This is a genomic window from Pseudomonas sp. SWRI154, assembly GCF_014268645.1.
In the GTDB taxonomy this organism is placed as follows: domain Bacteria; phylum Pseudomonadota; class Gammaproteobacteria; order Pseudomonadales; family Pseudomonadaceae; genus Aquipseudomonas; species Aquipseudomonas marvdashtae.
Map to the genome: position 1 here is coordinate 1 of NZ_JABWQW010000018.1, position 18369 is coordinate 18369.

15 protein-coding genes are annotated in these 18369 nt (G+C 61.9%); 13 read left to right on the top strand and 2 right to left on the bottom strand.

Features of this window, described 5'->3' with window-relative positions; translation table 11 throughout:
- The coding region (locus HU806_RS16680) for a retention module-containing protein (RefSeq protein ID WP_186612471.1) at positions 1-1504 on the bottom strand (1504 nt) is incomplete at its 3' end.
- Between the two features lie 360 nt (positions 1505-1864).
- On the opposite strand from HU806_RS16680, the gene HU806_RS16685 reads away from it, so the two are divergent.
- The 7 genes from HU806_RS16685 to HU806_RS16715 all read left to right on the top strand — a co-directional run bounded on the left by HU806_RS16685 (position 1865) and on the right by HU806_RS16715 (position 10851).
- The gene (locus HU806_RS16685) at positions 1865-3214 is read left to right on the top strand and encodes a TolC family outer membrane protein (protein WP_186612473.1); all 1350 of its coding nucleotides are present in this window, start codon (positions 1865-1867) and stop codon (positions 3212-3214) included.
- Positions 3215-3250: 36 nt separating this feature from the next.
- Complete coding sequence (locus HU806_RS16690; RefSeq protein WP_186612475.1) at positions 3251-5407, top strand: type I secretion system permease/ATPase; 2157 nt, start codon at positions 3251-3253, stop codon at positions 5405-5407.
- On the top strand, positions 5397-6764 hold the full coding sequence (locus tag HU806_RS16695; protein ID WP_186612477.1) for an HlyD family type I secretion periplasmic adaptor subunit: 1368 nt from the start codon (positions 5397-5399) through the stop codon (positions 6762-6764). The genes HU806_RS16690 and HU806_RS16695 overlap by 11 nt, the downstream gene beginning before the upstream one ends.
- A 376-nt stretch (positions 6765-7140) precedes the next feature.
- Complete coding sequence (locus HU806_RS16700; protein ID WP_186612479.1) at positions 7141-8043, top strand: TauD/TfdA dioxygenase family protein; 903 nt, start codon at positions 7141-7143, stop codon at positions 8041-8043.
- 37 nt (positions 8044-8080) lie between these two features.
- Positions 8081-9106, top strand: a complete 1026-nt coding sequence (locus HU806_RS16705) for an ABC transporter substrate-binding protein (protein ID WP_186612481.1) — start codon at positions 8081-8083, stop codon at positions 9104-9106.
- Positions 9107-9111: 5 nt separating this feature from the next.
- On the top strand, positions 9112-9972 hold the full coding sequence (locus HU806_RS16710; protein WP_186612483.1) for an ABC transporter ATP-binding protein: 861 nt from the start codon (positions 9112-9114) through the stop codon (positions 9970-9972).
- A gap of 12 nt (positions 9973-9984) precedes the next feature.
- On the top strand, positions 9985-10851 hold the full coding sequence (locus HU806_RS16715; protein ID WP_186612485.1) for an ABC transporter permease: 867 nt from the start codon (positions 9985-9987) through the stop codon (positions 10849-10851).
- Between the two features lie 158 nt (positions 10852-11009).
- Here the strand turns inward: HU806_RS16715 and HU806_RS16720 are convergent, their stop codons facing one another.
- A complete protein-coding gene (locus tag HU806_RS16720; RefSeq protein WP_186612487.1) occupies positions 11010-11354 on the bottom strand; it encodes a DUF6124 family protein in 345 nt (114 codons plus the stop codon).
- Positions 11355-11826: 472 nt separating this feature from the next.
- Here HU806_RS16720 and HU806_RS16725 point away from each other — a divergent pair, with 472 nt between their 5' ends.
- The 6 genes from HU806_RS16725 (at position 11827) to HU806_RS16750 (ending at position 18359) form a co-directional block, all read left to right on the top strand.
- Positions 11827-12315: a cell division protein gene (locus HU806_RS16725; protein WP_186612489.1), complete on the top strand. Its 489-nt coding sequence runs from the start codon at positions 11827-11829 to the stop codon at positions 12313-12315.
- Complete coding sequence (locus tag HU806_RS16730; RefSeq protein ID WP_186612491.1) at positions 12308-13750, top strand: TIGR01777 family oxidoreductase; 1443 nt, start codon at positions 12308-12310, stop codon at positions 13748-13750. Before HU806_RS16725 ends, HU806_RS16730 begins: the two co-directional genes overlap by 8 nt.
- A 9-nt stretch (positions 13751-13759) precedes the next feature.
- Positions 13760-16195, top strand: a complete 2436-nt coding sequence (locus HU806_RS16735) for an alpha/beta hydrolase (protein WP_186612493.1) — start codon at positions 13760-13762, stop codon at positions 16193-16195.
- 234 nt (positions 16196-16429) lie between these two features.
- Positions 16430-16675, top strand: coding sequence for a DUF2789 domain-containing protein (locus HU806_RS16740; RefSeq protein ID WP_186612495.1), 246 nt, complete (start codon positions 16430-16432; stop codon positions 16673-16675).
- Between the two features lie 119 nt (positions 16676-16794).
- Positions 16795-17376 (top strand): alpha/beta hydrolase, encoded by a 582-nt coding sequence (locus HU806_RS16745; RefSeq protein WP_186612497.1) that lies wholly within the window; start codon positions 16795-16797, stop codon positions 17374-17376.
- Positions 17377-17423: 47 nt separating this feature from the next.
- The gene (locus HU806_RS16750) at positions 17424-18359 is read left to right on the top strand and encodes a sigma 54-interacting transcriptional regulator (RefSeq protein WP_186612499.1); all 936 of its coding nucleotides are present in this window, start codon (positions 17424-17426) and stop codon (positions 18357-18359) included.
- Positions 18360-18369 lie beyond the last annotated feature (10 nt).

The window sequence follows — 18369 nt, forward strand, 5'->3', positions numbered from 1 at the left end:
CGGTGTAGGTGATCGTGCCGTTTTCGTTCACGGTTGGTGTGGCGGTCAACGTCACGGTGGTGGTGTCATCGACATCGCTGACGATGGTGCTAACCGGAGTGGTGTTCGGTGCGATAGCTTCGAGGTTGCCGCCCGATGCCAAGGCAATCGACTCGGTCACGGTGGTTGGACCTTGGTACACGTCGTTGCCAACGGCTACGTCGAGCACGCCCGAGCTTGCGCCGGCTGCGATGGTAATGGTTTTGCCACTGTCCAAAGTCACGGTGACCGGACCGTTCTGAGCGGTGACGGGTTTGCCGTCAGCACCGGTCAAAGTAGCGGTGTAGGTGATCGTGCCGTTTTCGTTCACGCTCGGCGTGGCAGTCAGCGTCACGGTAGTGGTATCTACCGAGTCGGTAATCGTGGTGACCGCAGGCGCAGTGCTCGGCACCAGGTTTTCAAAGTTACCGCCGGTTGCGCCAGTAATTGTCGTGCTGACAGTGCTGCCATTGTTGTAGACGTCGTTGGCCGGGGTATCGACGTTTACGGTGCCGGTAGTCTGGCCAGCCGCGATAGTGATGACCGAGCCGTTGCTCAGGGTAACCGTCACTGGAGTCTGAGCCGGATTGGTCAGCGTGGCGGTGTAAGTGATCTGCCCGCCTTCGGTAACGGTGTTGCCTGCGCTTAAGGTGACGGTCGTGGTGTCGACGGTGTCGGTGATCTGGGTCACGGCTGGCGTAGTCGGCACGGTCACGGCGATGCCGCTGCCGCCAGTGGTGCCGGTGACGGTGACGCTGATCTGGCTTGGGTCGTTGTAGACGGTGTCGTTCGGTGCGAGCGGCACGTTGACGCTGCCGGTCAGTTGCCCGGCCGGGATCACGATGACGGCACCGTTGGACAGGGTCACGGTCAGGTTGGTCAACGGCGCCTGGGTGACGGTCGCGGTGTAGACCAGCACTCCGCCGGCCTCGGTCAGGGTCGGCGTGGCGCTCAGGGTCATCGTTGCATTGAGCACGGCGTTGGCGGTCGTGTCGGCCGTGGTATCGCCGCCCAGGATGTTGTCATCGGTGGCAGCAGCCGCAGCGAGACCTTCGGTCGGAAAGCCGATCGTCGGATCGACGCTGCCGGCCGTGGCATCCAGCACGACGAAGCTGTGGCCGCCACCAGCGGCACCGCCCGTTCCGGCAGCGGTTGGACCAGCGGCGGTGGCTTCCAGGGCCGTCGTCGGGTCGACGCCTGCGGCGATGGCTTGTTGCAGTTCTTCTACAGACGGCGCGGCTTGGGCGGTAGCCTGTTCAAGGTCAGTGGAAGAGTCCGGGGCGCTGGCGCTCCACTGGGTATCGCGGCCCAGGTCCAGCGTGCGGCCATCGGCCAGCTCCAATGTGACGGCGCCAGCAGGCCCAGTGTCCAACTGATCGCCAACGCTCAGGCGATCGCCTTCAATGAGTACGCGCCGAATACCCTCGGGGGATACGGCGAAAACCTGACCAACAATGCTTTTGACAACGGCAATAACACTGCTCATTGAAGACTCTCCGGGTACCACATTCAGTAGACTTCCATGGACCCGATAGCCTTCAGGGCCAAGCGGTCTGGACGTTCATATTTACGATTTGGAAAAGTTTTTGACGCCTGTAAATGACAATTTTTTGACCGTCATTTCGGCCGATTTTGTTACTGCCAAACTATTGACCTTATGCTGGCCATCCTAAACAATCGCCCCTGTAATGTCACATTGATATTTAAGCGGCGACTTGTTCTTTCGGTGCGTGTTCCAGCCCCTGTTTTGGACTTTCCGACATACGGTCATTCCGGTTGCCATCATTCGATGCAGCGCCACGTTTCGCTGTGATTCAAGACAAGAGTTTCGGGAATAAAACCAACCATGCGTTCGCTTCTGCTCAAGGCTTTACCCTTCGCCCTCGCCGCCAGTTTCGTACAAGCACAAACCTTGCCGCAGGCCATGCAACAGGCGTTGGATGTTCATCCGGAAATTCAGGCAGGCGTAAACAGTCGCCTGGCCGCTGACTATCAGCTCAAGGCGGCCAAGGGTGGCTACCTGCCTAGAGTGGACCTTGCAGCCGGGTACGGCCGGGAAGGCACCGACAGTGTCACCACCCGTTCGGGCAGCAATAATCACTGGGAAACCTTGAACCGCAGCGAGTCGAGCCTGCGGTTGTCGCAGATGGTCTTTGACGGTTTTGCGACGTCCAGCGAAGTAGGGCGTCAACAAGCCAACGTCAGTGCCCGCGCCTATTCACTGCTGGATGCCTCCGAGCGCACCGGGCTGACGGTCGCCCAGGTCTACCTGGACGTGCTGACCCGCCGTGAGTTCGTACGATTGGCCGAGGAAAACCTCAAGAGTCACGAGCGCATTTTCGATCAGATCAAACTGCGCACCTCCCGCGGCGTTGGTAGCGGTGCCGACTTGGACCAGGCTGAAGCGCGCATGGCCCAGGCTCGCAACAACCTGATCACCGAACAGACCAACCTGGCCGACGCCGAGACCAACTACCTCAGCGCCGTCGGCCGATTGCCCGACCAATTGGAGCGTCCCGCCGACTTTCTGGCGTTGCTGCCGGCCAACCTGACCGAAGCCCGCGCCCAGATGCTGGAAAACAGCCCGGTGCTGCGTTCGGCCGAAGCCGACATCGCCGCCGCCGAGCAACAGTACGAAGCCGCCAAGTCGAGCTTCTACCCACGCTTCGACGCCGAGTTGGGTCGCACCGCCGACAACGACCTGGACGGCCAGAACGGCCACAACAATGAATGGCAGGCCATGCTGCGCATGCGCTTCAACCTGTACGCCGGCGGCAGCAACAAGGCGGACCTGGAGTCCAAGTCCTACCTGTCCAACCAGGCGCTGGATATCCGCAACAACGCGCTGCGCCAGTTGAATGAAGAGTTGGGCCTGGCCTGGAACGCGCTCAACAACGCCAACGCCCAGGTGCCGATCGCCCAGCAATACGTCGATCGCAGCGCTAACGTGCGCACCGCCTACCAAAAGCAATTCAGCCTCGGCGAGCGGACCCTGCTCGACTTGCTCGACAGCGAAAACGAGCTGTTCAGCGCGTCCCGTCGCCTGGCAGAAATCAAGAATGTGCAGTTGTTCACCCAGTACCGGATCAAGGCAACCATGGGCCAGTTGCTGAAAAGCCAGGGGGTGGTCGCACCGTTGGCATCGGTTGTGCAGAACGACGTGAAACCCAAGGTTCAATTGCCTGGGATGAATTGAGTCATCCATCCGTTTTTCAGCGAAAGAGTGCCGAGCGTGGAATCAGAAGTCAGTCCAGTCGAACTAGTTCATGACCCGCGCACGCTGCACGATGACCCGCTGTTGGATGGTTTGCTGGCGCTCTGCATGTTGCACCAAAAGCCTGCTAGCGCGGCGATGCTCACCACCGGCCTGCCGTTGCCCAAGCAGCGGCTGAGCGTCGACTTATTGTCACGTGCTGCGGCCCGTGCCGGTTTGCAAGGTCGGGTGCTGCAACGCAAGCTGGAACAGATCCCGGCAATCGCCATGCCGGCGTTGTTGCTGCTTAAAGATGGCCGCAGTGCGGTGCTGCTGGGCTGGGTGGGCGACGATCAGGCGCGGCTGCTGCTCAGCGAAAGTGATGGCGGCGAAGTCACCATCAGTCGCGAACTGCTGGCCGACGACTACAGCGGCAAGGTTTTCTTCGCCCAACCGCAGCATAAATTTGACGTTAACCACGGCACGCTCATTCCCCGGGCACGTTCGTGGTTTCGTGACACCCTCAAGCGTTCCCGCTGGCTTTACGCCGACGCCATCGCAGCCAGCCTGCTGATCAACATCATTGCCATGGCCGCGCCATTGTTCGTGATGAACGTGTACGACCGCGTGGTGCCCAACCAGGCGGAATCGACCTTGTGGGTGCTGGCGATCGGCATCACCGGCGCCTACGTGTTCGACCTGATCCTGAAGATGCTGCGCAGCCTTTGCCTGGACCTGGCGGGCAAGAAAACCGACTTGATCATTTCCGCGACGCTGTTCGAGCGCATCGTCGGCATGGCGATGAAATATCGCCCGGCGCGGGTCGGCAGCTTTGCCCAGAACATCCATGAGTTCCAGAGCCTGCGGGACTTTCTCGCGTCGCTGACCCTGACCAGCCTGATCGACTTGCCGTTCACGCTGTTGATCCTGATGGTTATCGCAATCCTCGGCGGACACCTGGTGTGGATTCCGGTGGTGGCCTTTCCGCTTGCCCTGTTGATCGGCTACGCACTGCAGAAGCCCCTGGTTGCAACCATGGAACGCACCATGGCCCTGGGTGCCGAGCGCCAGTCCAGCCTGATCGAAACCCTTGCCGGTCTGGACGCAGTCAAGGTCAACAACGCCGAGAGCGAACGCCAATACCAATGGGAGCAGACCATCGGCACCCTCAGCCGCCTCGAACTGCGGGTGAAAATGCTGTCCGGCCTGGCGATGAACATCACCTTGCTGATCCAGCAACTGGCCGGCGTGATCATGATCGTCTTCGGTGTCTACCAGATCATCGCCGGTAACCTGAGCATGGGCGGGCTGATCGCCTGCTACATGCTCAGTGGGCGCGCCCTGAGCCCATTGGCCTCGCTGTCGGGCCTGCTGACTCGTTATCAGCAGGCACGGGTGACGATGACTTCGGTCGACCAGATGATGGAGCTGCCTCAGGAGCGCAATTTCGAAGAACGCCCACTGAGTCGCAAGGTCTTGCAGGGTGCCATTGAATGTCGCCAGTTGAATTTCACTTACCCGAACCAGCAGAACGCCGCGTTGAAAAACATCAACCTGGTGATCAAGCCGGGCGAAAAGATCGGCATCATCGGCCGCAGCGGCTCGGGCAAGAGCTCTCTGGCCAAATTGCTGGTGGGCCTGTATCAGCCGGACGACGGCGCGTTGCTGGTGGATGGCGTGGACATCCGCCAGATCGACGTCAGCGAACTGCGCTACAACATCGGCTACGTGCCGCAGGACATCCAGCTGCTGGCCGGGACCCTGCGCGACAACCTGACCTCCGGCGCCCGTTACGTCGAAGACGAGCTGGTGCTCCAGGCCGCCGAACTCGCGGGTGTGCATGAGTTCGCCCGCCTGCATCCGCAGGGCTATGAGCTGCAAGTCGGCGAACGCGGGCAAAACCTGTCCGGCGGTCAGCGCCAGAACGTCGCCCTGGCTCGGGCGCTGCTGCTTAATCCGCCGATCCTGCTGCTGGACGAGCCCACCAGCGCCATGGACAACACCGGTGAAGAGCGCTTGAAACAGCGGCTGGCCGCTGTGGTGGAAAACAAGACAGTGTTGTTGGTGACGCACCGGGCCTCGTTGCTGTCGCTGGTGGACCGCCTGTTGGTGGTCGATCGCGGGCAGATCCTGGCCGACGGTCCGAAGGCCGCCGTGATGGAAGCGTTGAAGAAGGGGCAGATCAGTGTTGCTTAAATCAGGTTTCAGGGGCGCTGTCGGCCGGTATTTCAAAGGTTCCGACTCACTGCACGGCCAACCGCTGCCCGAGGTCAACAAAGCACTGATCGAAGATGCCCCGCGCGTGGTGCGACTGACGATCTGGGGCATCATCGGCTTCTTTGTGTTCCTGGCGCTGTGGGCCAACTTCGCCGTGATCGATGAAGTCACCAAGGGCGACGGTAAGGCGGTCCCATCGTCCAAGATCCAGAAGATCCAGAACCTTGAAGGCGGTATCGTCGCTGAGCTGTTCGTCAAGGAAGGGCAGATCGTCGAAGCCGGCGCGCCGCTGATTCGCCTGGACGATACGCGGTTTGTCTCCAACGTCGGCGAAACCGAGGCGGATCGCCTGTCCATGCTGTTGCGGGTCGAGCGCCTGAGTGCCGAGGTCGATGACCGGCCGCTGAAATTCCCGGCCGACGTGCTCAAGGCCGTTCCGGGCCAGGCGGCGAGTGAAGAGTCGTTGTACATCAGCCGTCGCCAGCAGTTGCACGATGAAATCGGCGGCTTGCAGGAGCAGTTGATCCAGCGTCAGCAGGAACTGCGCGAGTTCGTCTCCAAGCAGGCGCAATATCGTTCCGGCCTGGCGCTGCAACGCCAGGAAATCAACATGTCCGAGCCGCTGGTGGCCCAAGGCGCGGTATCGCCGGTGGAAGTGCTGCGGCTCAAGCGCGCCGAAGTCGAAACCCGTGGGCAACTGGACGCGACGACGCTGGCGATTCCACGTGCCGAATCGGCGATCAAGGAAGTGCAGCGCAAGATCGACGAGACCCGCGGCAAATTCCGCAGCGATGCCCTGACCCAGCTCAACGAAACACGCACAGACCTGAACAAGGCCCAGGCCACCGGCAAGGCCTTGGAAGACCGTGTGAGCCGTACGTTGGTGACATCGCCGGTGCGGGGCATTGTCAACAAGTTGCTGGTGAACACCATTGGCGGCGTCATCCAGCCGGGCAGCGACCTGGTGGAAATCGTGCCGCTGGATGACACGATTCTGGTGGAAGCGAAAATCCGTCCCCAGGACATCGCCTTCCTGCACCCCGGCCAGGACGCCACGGTGAAATTCACCGCGTACGACTACACCATCTACGGTGGGATGAAAGCCAAGCTGGAACAGATCGGCGCCGACACCATCACCGATGAAGACAAGAAAACCACTTATTACATCATCAAGCTGCGCACTGAGCGCAGCCACCTTGGCACGCCTGAAAAGCCCTTGCTGATCATTCCTGGGATGGTGGCGTCGGTGGACATCATCACCGGCAAGAAGACCGTGCTGAGCTACCTGCTCAAGCCAATCATCAAGGCCCGGGCCGAGGCATTGCACGAGCGCTAATGCCGAGTAGTTGATTATTCTGTGGCTTGGTAGCTTTTGTGGCGAGGGAGCTTGCTCCCGCTTGACCGGGCTGGCGCTCCAGTGCGCAGCGCTCATCGCTATTTTTGGGGCCGCTGCGCGCCCCAGCGGGAGCAAGCTCCCTCGCCACAGGACCGTGGTGTTCTTGAAATCCCACAGGATCAGAGTTGCTCCCACGGCTTCTGCCATATGGTTATGCATTTTCAGTATTTAAATTAAACTTCTTATACCCTTAAAGTCATCCCCCTGCGTACCTGCCGACCAATCGGCGCGCCGCACGACACAAACCAACACGGTGACCCCGTGAGTTTTGATCGATTGCGCGCCTATTCAAGCGCGCCGTGCGTGGGAGTGATGTATGCCAGCCGTCTCTTTTTCTCCAGATTCAAATGCCGCGGACTTCGCGCCGCAGTCGTTCGAAGTTCGTCCATTCAGCGATGCGGTCGGTGCCGAGATCGTCGGCCTGGACCTGTCCCAGCCGATCAACGACCAGGATTTCGCCCGCATCCACCGCGCCCACCTGGACTATCACGTCGTGGTCTTCCGCGATCAGCGCATCACCCCCGAACAACAGATCGCCTTCAGCCGCCGTTTTGGCGTGTTGCAAATCCATGTGCTCAAGCAGTTCTTGCTAGCCGGGCACCCGGAGATTCTCATCGTCTCCAACATCGTCGAGAACGGCCAATCCATCGGCTTGGGGGACGCCGGCAAATTCTGGCACTCGGACCTCTCCTATAAAGAACTGCCCAGCCTCGGCTCGATGCTCCACGCCCAGGAGCTGCCGAGCGAAGGCGGCGACACGCTGTTCGCCGACATGCACAAGGCCTGGGACGGTCTGCCCGAAGCGCTGCGTAAAGCGGTGGAAGGCCGTTCGGCGGCGCACTCCTACACGGCGCGCTACAGCGAGACCAAATTCGAAGGCAACTGGCGCCCGACGTTGACGCCGGAGCAACTGGCCCAGGTTGCTGAAGTCGTGCATCCCATCGTCCGTACTCACCCAGAAACCGGGCGCAAGGCGTTGTTCGTCAGCGAAGGCTTCACCACTCGCATCGTCGGCCTGCCGGAGGATGAGAGCAAAGCCATCCTGACGCAGCTGTATGCCCACAGCGTGCTGCCGCAGAACATCTATCGGCATCAATGGCAGCCCCACGACCTGGTGTTCTGGGACAACCGTTCGCTGATTCATTTGGCCGCCGGCTGCCCGAGCCATCTGCGCCGCAAGTTGTATCGCACCACTATCCAGGGCGACGCCCCTTTCTGATCGGCTGCGCTGTGCGCAAAAAGCCCGGAGACTCATCATGTCCAAACGCATTGCTTTTGCACCGTTGGCCGCCGCCATCGGGCTTGGGTTCAGTTTGCTCGCCGGCGGCTTGGTCGCGCCCGCCAGCGCCCACGCCGAGGGCGAGATTCGCATCGCCGAGCAGTTCGGCATCGTTTACCTGTTGCTGAACGTGGTCCGCGACCAGCAGTTGATCGAGAAGCACGGCAAGGAGCAGGGCATCGACATCAAGGTCGATTGGACCCAACTGTCGGGCGGCGCGGCGGTCAACGATGCGTTGCTGTCGGGCTCCATCGACATTGCCGGGGCCGGCGTCGGGCCGTTGTTGACGGTGTGGGACCGCACCCGTGGCAAGCAGAACGTCAAGGCCGTGGCGTCCCTGGGCAACTTCCCCTATTACCTGTTGAGCAACAATCCGAACGTCAAGACCATCGCCGACTTCACCGAGAAGGACCGCATCGCGGTGCCGGCGGTGGGTGTTTCGGTGCAGTCGCGTTTCCTGCAATACGCCGCCGCCAAGCAGTGGGGCGACAAGGACTTCAATCGCCTCGACAAGTACACCCTGGCGGTACCGCACCCGGACGCCACGGCGGCGTTGATTGCTGGCGGCACCGAGTTGACCGGGCATTTTTCCAACCCGCCGTTCCAGGACCAGGCCCTGCAAAACCCCAGCGTCCACGTGGTGCTCAATTCTTATGACGTGCTCGGGCCAAACTCGCCCACGGTGCTGTTCGCCACCGAGAAATTCCGCGAGGAAAATCCGAAGACCTACAAGGCCTTCGTCGAGGCGCTGACCGAAGCGGCCGACTTTGCCCAGAAGGACAAAGGCGCGGCGGCGGACACCTACCTGCGGGTGACCAAGGCCAAGATCGATCGGGCGACCCTGCTGAAGATCATCGACAACCCGCAGATCGAATTCACCGTCACCCCGAAAAACACCTACCCGTTGGCGGAATTCCTCTATCGCGTCGGCGCCATCAAGAACAAGCCGGCGTCGTGGGAAGACTACTTCTTCCAGGACGCCAAACCGTTGCAGGGGAGCTGATTGTCATGAACGCGCCATTGCAAGGCCACGCGGCCAGCAACGCCACCCGCACCGACGTGGCATTGTTGTCGGTGGATAACGTCAGCCTGGAGTACCGCACCCCACAGCGGGTGGTGCGGGCCACCCACCAGGTGAGTTTTGAAATCGACCCGGCGGACCGTTTTGTATTGCTCGGCCCGTCCGGGTGCGGCAAGTCCACGCTGCTCAAGGCTATTGGTGGTTTCATCGCACCGTGCGAAGGCGAGATTCGGCTGCAAGGCCAAACCGTCAGCGCGCCGGGGCCGGACCGGATCGTGGTGTTCCAGGAGTTCGACCAACTGCCGCCGTGGAAAACCGTCAAGCAGAACGTGATGTTCGCGCTGCTGGCGTCGGGCACGCTCAAGCGTCGCGAGGCCGAGGAGCGGGCCCTGCATTACCTCGACAAAGTAGGGCTGGCGGCGTTTGTCGATGCTTATCCTCACACGTTGTCCGGTGGCATGAAGGCCCGCGTCGCCATTGCTCGGGCATTGGCGATGCAGCCGAAAATCCTGTTGATGGACGAGCCCTTCGCCGCCCTCGATGCCCTGACCCGACGAAAGATGCAGGAAGAATTGCTGCTGCTCTGGGAGGAGGTGCGTTTCACCCTGCTGTTTGTCACTCACTCCATCGAGGAAGCGCTGGTGGTGGGCAATCGCATCCTGCTGCTGTCACCGCATCCGGGGCGGGTCCGGGCGGAAATCCACAGCCATCAATATGATCTGCACAGCCTCGGCGGCGTGGGGTTCCAGCACACGGCGCGGCGGATTCATTCGCTGCTGTTCGAACAAGGCCAGTCACCGGATGCCGAACGCGAGCTGGGTTTTGCCGACATTCGTATCGCGTATTGAGGGGAACGTTTGATGAGCCAGTTATCGCCTGTGCGCGAAGAATACGAAGTCGACCTGCAACCGCTGACCCATGTGCCGCTGGAGCGGGAATTGCCCCTGGGCCAGCGCCTCTGGCAACAGGGTTGGCTGCGTAAAAGTCTGATCCTGATTGTGCTGGCGCTGCTGTGGGAGGGCGTGGCGCGTTACCAGAACAATGACCTGCTGCTGCCGAGCTTCCTGCAGACCGCCAGCGCGTTGTACGACGGTATGCTCAGCGGTGAGCTGCTGGGCAAGGTCTGGATTTCCCTGGTGGTGCTGCTCAAGGGCTATTTGCTGGGCATCGTCCTGGCGTTTGGCCTGACCACACTGGCGGTGTCGACGCAGTTGGGTCGCGACCTGCTCAGCACCCTGACGTCGATGTTCAATCCGCTGCCGGCCATTGCCCTGTTGCCATTGGCGCTGCTGTGGTTCGGCCTGGGGCAGAACAGCCTGATTTTCGTGCTGGTGCATTCGGTGCTGTGGGCGCTGGCGTTGAACATGTACGCGGGGTTTCTTGGCGTGTCGGAAACGCTGCGCATGGCCGGGCGCAACTACGGGCTCAAAGGCCTGCGCTTTGTCTTGTTCATCCTGATCCCGGCGGCGCTGCCGTCGATCCTCGCCGGGCTGAAAATCGGCTGGGCTTTCGCCTGGCGCACCCTGATCGCCGCCGAACTGGTGTTCGGCGCCACCAGCGGCAAGGGCGGCCTGGGCTGGTACATCTTCCAGAATCGCAATGAGCTTTACACCGACAAGGTGTTTGCCGGGTTGGCGGTGGTGATCCTCATCGGGTTGCTGGTGGAGAACCTGGTGTTCGACAGTTTGGAGCGGGTGACGGTGAAGCGCTGGGGGATGCAGCGGTAAGCCGCGCTTGAACACTACCCCGTGGCGAGGGAGCTTGCTCCCGCTCGGCTGCGCAGCAGTCGCAAACCGGGCAATGCGGTCTGCCTGAAGGAATGCTGGGGCCTGCTTCGCAGGCCAGCGGGAGCAAGCTCCCTCGCCACGGGGTTTGGGGTGACCTCTCAACCTGATGCTTGAACCTCCAACCGATCCATCTCCCGCTCCACCAGCAAATGCACCCCATCGGCCATTCGACTGATCGCCAGGATCACGCTGCGGCGTGAGCCGTCGATGTCATCAGACAGGTCGGCGGCGATGGCGCTGATGGACAGCAGGTCTTCGGAGGCATTGGCCAGCAGGGTTTCGGTGTCGATGTCCGGGGCGACCATGAAGAGTTGGGCGGTTTGGGATTTTCCTGAGGCTGCATCGGTCGGTTTGGGGTTGAGGTAGTAGTCGAGGGCGCGTTGGGCGGCTTCGTCGAGAGTGCTGGGGCTGGGTGAAGTACGCTTCGTTTCTGCTGTTGTCATTGGGAACTCCTAAACGACTAGTAAGGAGCCTTTGCTACACAGCGAATCCAACCGAGATCGCTGAATGGCATGGGCTGTTTCGCCCTAAACAGATATTTCGGACTTGCACGTCCGTGTCACCGTTTTTTCAGTGACAAACCCAGACTAGCGGTGAGCCCCTAGCCGGACAAGTTCACCAACATCGCCGCAACTCGAAGGAAATCTCCTAGGACGCTGCTGTAAGTAAGCAGCACACCAAACCTGTGGCGAGGGAGCTTGCTCCCGCTCGGCTGCGCAGCAGTCGTAAAATCGGGCGATGCGGTGTGCCTGAAGGAATGCTGGGAGCAAGCTCCTTCGCCACAACGGTATTCGGCTCAGGTTTCAAGTGCTCCAGACGGCGGATTTTATTTATCGCTGCCAGCCCATCAGCCCAGTAAATCTCCTTCCATTTCCTTTAGACTGGCCGCCCTCAAGCAAGCCTTCAGGACATGGAATGCCAACCCCCCACAGCCCTCTTCGCAAAGCCCTGGTCGTTTGGTTATACGCGGCGGCCGTGGCGCATCTGCTCGCCGGCCTCACGCTGACGTGGGCCGGTCACTCCGGCTTGCTCGACGGCTATCTGAACACCATCGAACAGGCGTTCTGGGGCATCAATGCCGTGCCCGCTACGGCCCGCGCGCAACAAGTCTGGTGGCTGGCCTTGTTCGGCGCCACGTTGCAGAGCTATGCGCTTTACATGCTTGCCCTCGTGCACATCGGCAATCGATTCAAAAATGCAATGCCTTGGGGCTGGCTGATTGTCGGCATCTTGCTGTGGGCGCCCCAGGACATGCTGGTTTCCGCCCAAGCCCGAGTCTGGTCGCACCTGTGGTTCGACAGCTTCGCACTGCTCGTTTTACTGCCGCCGCTGTTCTGGCTCTATCGCCACGATTGCCGCACTTCCCTGACTGACAACGCGCCGAGTGCATCCAACCATGGTTGATTTTTCACCGCTGGACTGGGCCGTCGCCCTGCTGATCGCACAGGCCATCCTCGGTGCGCTGGACACCTTGTATCACCACGAACTCACCGTCGCCTTGCCCTATCGCCACAGTGCGCGGCTGGAGCTGTCGATCCACGCCTTGCGCTCGTGCTTCTACGGAATCCTGTTCCTGGGCATGGCGCATCTGGCTTTCGAAGGCACCTGGGCGATCGTCATTGCGCTGCTGTTCGCCCTGGAGATTTGCTTGACGCTGTGGGACTTCGTGGTCGAAGACCGTAGCCGCAAGCTGCCGGCCATCGAGCGCATCATGCACACGGTGCTGGCGGTCAATGGCGGGGCGTTCTTCGCGCTGTATGGGGTGCAGCTGGCGCAGTGGGCGAGTCTGCCGACCGGCCTGAGCGGGATCGACCTCGGCTGGCGCGGCTGGCTTCTGACTCTGTTCGCCATCGGGGTCACTGCCTCGGGAATTCGCGACGGCTTGGCGGCCCTGCGCATGCAACGCGCGGGCACGCCCGCCAACCCGTTTGCCGGTGGCACTTATAGGCGAGTGCTAGTCACGGGGGGCACCGGTTTTATCGGCGAGACCCTGGTCAATCAACTGCTCGACGCAGGACACACCGTTAGCGTGCTGGCCCGCGATCCGCTAAAAGCGGCCTACCTGTTTGACGGCCGTGCCCGCTGCCTGCGTTCTCTGGGCAAGCTGGGCCATGATGAAAGCTTCGATGTGGTGATCAATCTGGCGGGTGCGCCGGTGGCTGGGCCGCGCTGGAGCCCCAAGCGTCAGGCGCAACTCATCGCCAGCCGGGTCAACACCACCGAAGCCTTGATGACCTGGTTGAAAAACGCCCGGCACAAACCGGCGTTGTGGATACAGGCCTCGGCCGTCGGTTTTTACGGCATGCGTGACGCCAGCGAAAGCCTTGATGAAAGTGCCGTCCAGGGCGATGGTTTCATGGCCGAACTCTGTGTGCGCTGGGAAGCCTCGGCCCGGCCGGCCACGGAACTGGGCGTGCGCCAGGTGGTGATGCGCCTGGGCGTGGTGTTCGGTCCGGGCGGTGCGTTGCTGCCGTTGCTGATTCCGTTTCGCCTGGGGTTCGGCGGGCGGATGGGCGACGGTAAGCAGATCATGAGCTGGGTGCACCGCGACGACGTGATCCAAGTGATCGCCCGAGCCTTCGACGACGAAAGCCTGAGCGGAACCTACAACCTGGTCGCGCCGGAAACGGTCAGCCAGGCGCTTTTCGCCGAACGCGTCGGCAAGGTGCTCAAGCGTCCGGTGTGGTTGCACATTCCCGCCGCGCCGGTGCGTGCCCTGGCCGGCGAGATGGCCCAGCTGTTTTTCGACGGCCAGCGCGTGGTGCCCAACCGCCTCGTGGAGGCCGGCTATACGTTCCGTTACCCCACGCTCGACGCTGCCCTGCGCGACCTGGCCTGAGGATCGTCCATGGACAAGCCCCGGATGTATCTGCTGGCCGGTAACGGCAGCGCCGCCGATTGGTGGGAGGATGCGTTGCCGCACTTTCAACGCTACGACGTGGTGCCGCTGGAGCTGCCCGGTTTCGGCAACAATCCCCAAGCCCCTTGCGAAGATTTGCCGGCCTACGCCCAAGCGTTGCTGGCGGCGACGGTCCGGGGCAGCGCGATCATGGCGGTCGGAGTGAACGCCTTGCTGGTGCTACACGCCTTGCAACGTCAGCCGGGACACTTTTGCCGCAGTGTGTTGCTGGCGCCGGTGGGCGCATTTTTGTGGCAGCGGCGACTGCCAGCATTGATGTCGCCGCTGCCGATTCGCAAGACCATTCACTGGCTGCTGGCAAACAAGCCGACGTTGTTTGCCCACAAGTTTTCCAGCCAGGCCTGGACGCCCGCGCAGTACCAACGCATGGGCGCCGGCTACGCCCGCTGCCGGGCCTTTGTGCCGCATTGGGACCTGGTGCGTGCCGATACGGCGCTGCCTTTGCTGGAGTGGATCAGCGACCCGATCGAACTGGTCTGGGGCGATCAGGACAAAGTGTTGGGCGTCGCGCAGGCGGCGGCCTGGTCCGCCATTCTGGCCCGTGCCGATTTGACCATTAGCCTGAAACCCGGCTGGGGCCATTATCCGTGGATCGACTCACCGGCGGAATTCGCCGCGTGGCTGGAGTCGGGCGAGCGTGGCTTCGTCGCGCACACCAAGGGCGGCCGTTTGCGTCTGGCGACACTGGCCGGGCAGCCGGTGCCTGCGGCGCTGTCGCTCAATGACGGTGATGATCCGCGCTTGCCAGGTTTCCTGAAGGGCCAGCCGGACGCTATCTGGGCGGTGCGTTCCTCCAGTTATGGGGAAGATCAGGCCGATGCGGCGAATGCGGGCTTGAGCACCACGTTCCTGCGCGAACCGACGCACAACGTGCCGGCGCGGATTGCCGAGTTGAGCGCGACGGGTGTCGAAGAAGTGGTGGTGCAGCGTTTCATCACGCCACGGCTGTCCGGGATCGCGTTCGTACGTCACCTGTCGGTTGAATTGGAATGGGTCGAAGGTCATCTGGAATCGTTGGCCGACGGCCAGGTGAGCCCCGAGCGCGCGGTTATTTCCCGTCTCGGCGAGTCATGGAACAGCGGCTCGTTCAAACCAGTCCACGGCCTGACCGCCGATGCGCTGTGGCGGTTTCTCCAAGGCGTACTGCGGGTCTTTCACTACGTGCCCGGCGATGTCGAATGGGCCTGGGACGGCACCCAACTGTGGCTGCTGCAGTACCGGCCGATCAGCGACTACGGCTGGCGCCGGCACCTGACCGCCGCCAATATCGCCGAGATCCTGCCGCCGCAACCGAGTGTGTTGGTGGAGTACGCCCAGCGCCGTGCGGCGTCGAGCATTCCGGCAATCATGGCGCGTTGGGACCCGCGGGTTTTGCAGGACAACGAGCCCTTCACGGCGGTGTTTGGCGGCGCTTCGTATATCAACAATGACTTGTTTCTCGCCCGGTTGGCCGACTGGGGCGTCAGCGCCAGCAGCTATGCCGGCGAGGTCGGCGGCGCGACACCGCGCCTGCCTTGGCGGCCACTGCGCCTGCTGCGTTCGCTGCCATTGTTCCGGCGCATGCAACGCATCGCCCGCGGGCATTTGCCGACGCTGGAAAACGGTTTGCGACGCTTTGATCGCGAGCTGCACGAACTGATCGGACAGGGCGCAGACGGCCAGCAACTGGCCGACTGGTTTACCCGCTTCTACGTGTTCGTGGTGCAGGGCAACCTGTGCATCGCCAGCGCCTTGGCCAGCAGTGGAGGCGATTGGCTGGGACGGCCACCGACCGCTTATGACAATCTCGAACACAGCCCCCATCGCCTGCCGTGGGAAACCGATCCGGCGACGCCACGCCCGGAGCCCAGCGCGCTGCCATTGCAGGCATTCCCACTATGGCCGTTGGCGATTCGCCTGGCTCATGGGGCCGGCCTGCCTGGGTTGCGCGGTTACTACTTGCAGGTGCGCGAATGGTATCGCGACAACCTGATGCGGATCTTTTTCCGTCTGCACCACGCCATGCCAAGCGCCGACCGCGAGCATTGGTTTGCACCTCACCCGAACATCCGCAGCCGCGACGGCAGCTTCTGGCAGGACGGTCGCGAAGGCACCGAACAGGCGAGCGGCTTCCTGATCTACCCGGGCCAGGCCCAAGGTATTTTGGGTGAGCACATCCTGTTGGAAGACACCCTGGACCCTGGCCGCCACGCCCACTACCAAAGCGCCCGCGCGGTGATCGCGCGCATGGGCGGCCGCCTGTCCCACGGCTCGACGCTGCTGCGTGAGTTGCGTAAACCTTCGGCGGTGCTGCCTCAGGTGGATGTGGGGTGGGTCGGTCGCGAGGTGGTGTATTGCGATGGGGTGTTGAGGTTGGTGGATTAGGCCGCGCGATGATCTGTCGATCACCGAACCCGTGGCGAGGGAGCTTGCTCCCGCTCGGTTGCGTAGCGATCGCAAACAATTTGAATGCGATCTGCCTGACACACCGAGGCGCCAGGATTTGGGACTGCTGCGCAGTCCAGCGGGAGCAAGCTCCCTCGCCACGGTGTGCTCGGCTCCCAGCGACTAGACTGCAGGAATAGAGCCCTGCCATCCGTTCATGCTCAGGAGTGCTACATGGAATCCCCAGTCCATACGCTGCCCGCGTTATTCAAACAACTCGGCCTGGCTGACGATGCCGTCAGCATCGATCAGTTCATCGCCAGTCACTCGCCGCTCAAACCCGAACTTCACCTGGCCGATGCGTTTTTCTGGAGCGAGGGCCAGCGGCAATTGCTGCGCGACGAGATTCTTGAAGACGCGGACTGGGCGTTGGTGGTGGATCAGCTCGACGTGCTGTTGCGTAAGGGACGCATCGAGTGAGTTCCTGTCCTTGAAATTCGTTATTCCTGTATCGAATTAATAAATAGCTTCTTATTCCTTAAATAATATAACTCTCCTCCTTATACTCGTCCGGGAACAGACACGCGGGAGAGCAACCCATGCGCAACGAATCGATTCGCTACCTGATTGTGCCGGGCTGGCAAGGATCGCCGGAAAATCATTGGCAGACCCATTGGCAGAACAGCCTGCCCAATAGTGCCCGGGTCGAGCAGGCCGACTGGCTGACGCCTCGGCGTGAAGACTGGGTCGCCGCGTTGGCCGAGGCCATTGCGGCCGACAACACGCCGGTGATTCTCATTGCCCACAGCCTGGGTTGCATTACGGTCGCGCATTGGGCGGCCACTGCGCCGGTGCAATTGCTGCGGCAGATTCGTGGGGCGTTGCTGGTGGCGCCAGCGGATGTGGAGCGGCCGGCCTGTGCGCCGGCGCTGCGTAATTTTGCGCCGATTCCTACCGATCTGCTGCCGTTCCCCAGCCAAGTGGTCAGCTCCGACAATGACGCAGCGGTGAGTGCCGCGCGTGCTGTGGAGCTGGCGCGCAATTGGGGAGCCGAGGCCGGCATCCTGGCCGGAGCGGGGCACATCAACGTGAAGTCCGGCCACCAGCGCTGGGAGCAGGGCTTCGCTTATCTCTACCGCTTGCAAAGCCGCATGGAGTACCACGCCCTGCGTCGCGCCTGAATTTTTAGCGCCCCCCGTCTCCCGGCGGTTTGGGGCGGGAGCCTGCCATGAGCCTGCATGAAACCGTCGGTCAGCCCTTGCTGACCTTTCCCGATGCGGAAAAAAGCCCCCTGAGTATCCGCGCCAAGGCGCTGGTGTTCGTCGACCCGCGTTCACGGCAGTTGCGCCAGGAACTGGAAGAATTGGCGCCGCGCTCGGTCTCGGTGTTGATTCGTGGCGAGACCGGTACCGGCAAAGAACTGCTGGCCCGGCACATCCACCGTGAAAGCGATCGCGCCGGGCTGTTTGTCTCGGTCAACTGCGGGGCTATCAGCCCGACTTATGCCGACGCCGAATTGTTCGGTTATGCCGCCGGCAGCCATAGCGGGTCGGCCAGTAGCCGGGCAGGGTGGTTCGGCTCGGCCAATGGCGGCACGTTGTACTTGGACGAGATCGGTGACTTGCCGCTGCCGATTCAGATCAAGTTGCTGGCCGCGCTGGAAAATCACGAAGTCACCCGCGTCGGCGCCCACCAGCCGAGCCCCGTGGATGTGCGCTTGGTCGCGGCCACCAGCATCGACCTGGCGCAAGCAGTGGCTGCCGGGAAATTCCACGACCGGCTTTATCACTACCTGGGTGAAGGGCGGCTCGAATTGCCGGCCCTGCGTGAGCGAGTGGGCGATATCCTGTCCCTGGCCGAGTACTTCCTGGGCATTTACAGCCAGCGCTTGGGCCTGACGGTGCCGCTGATCAGCGAAGCAGCGCAACAGGCACTTGAACGGCACAGTTGGCCGGGCAATACCCGCGAACTGGAAAACGTCATTCACTTCGCGTTGCTGGTCAGCACCGGGAAAGAGATTTTACCGGAGCACTTGAATCTGCCGCCCCAGCTTTCGAGCCTGGAGCTGATTGACCAGCAGATATCCCACGTCATTGCGCAGGGCTCGGAAGCCGAGCGCGCGGCTCTGACGGCGCTGATCACTCAATTGGATCAAAAGCTTTAGAGGAAACACC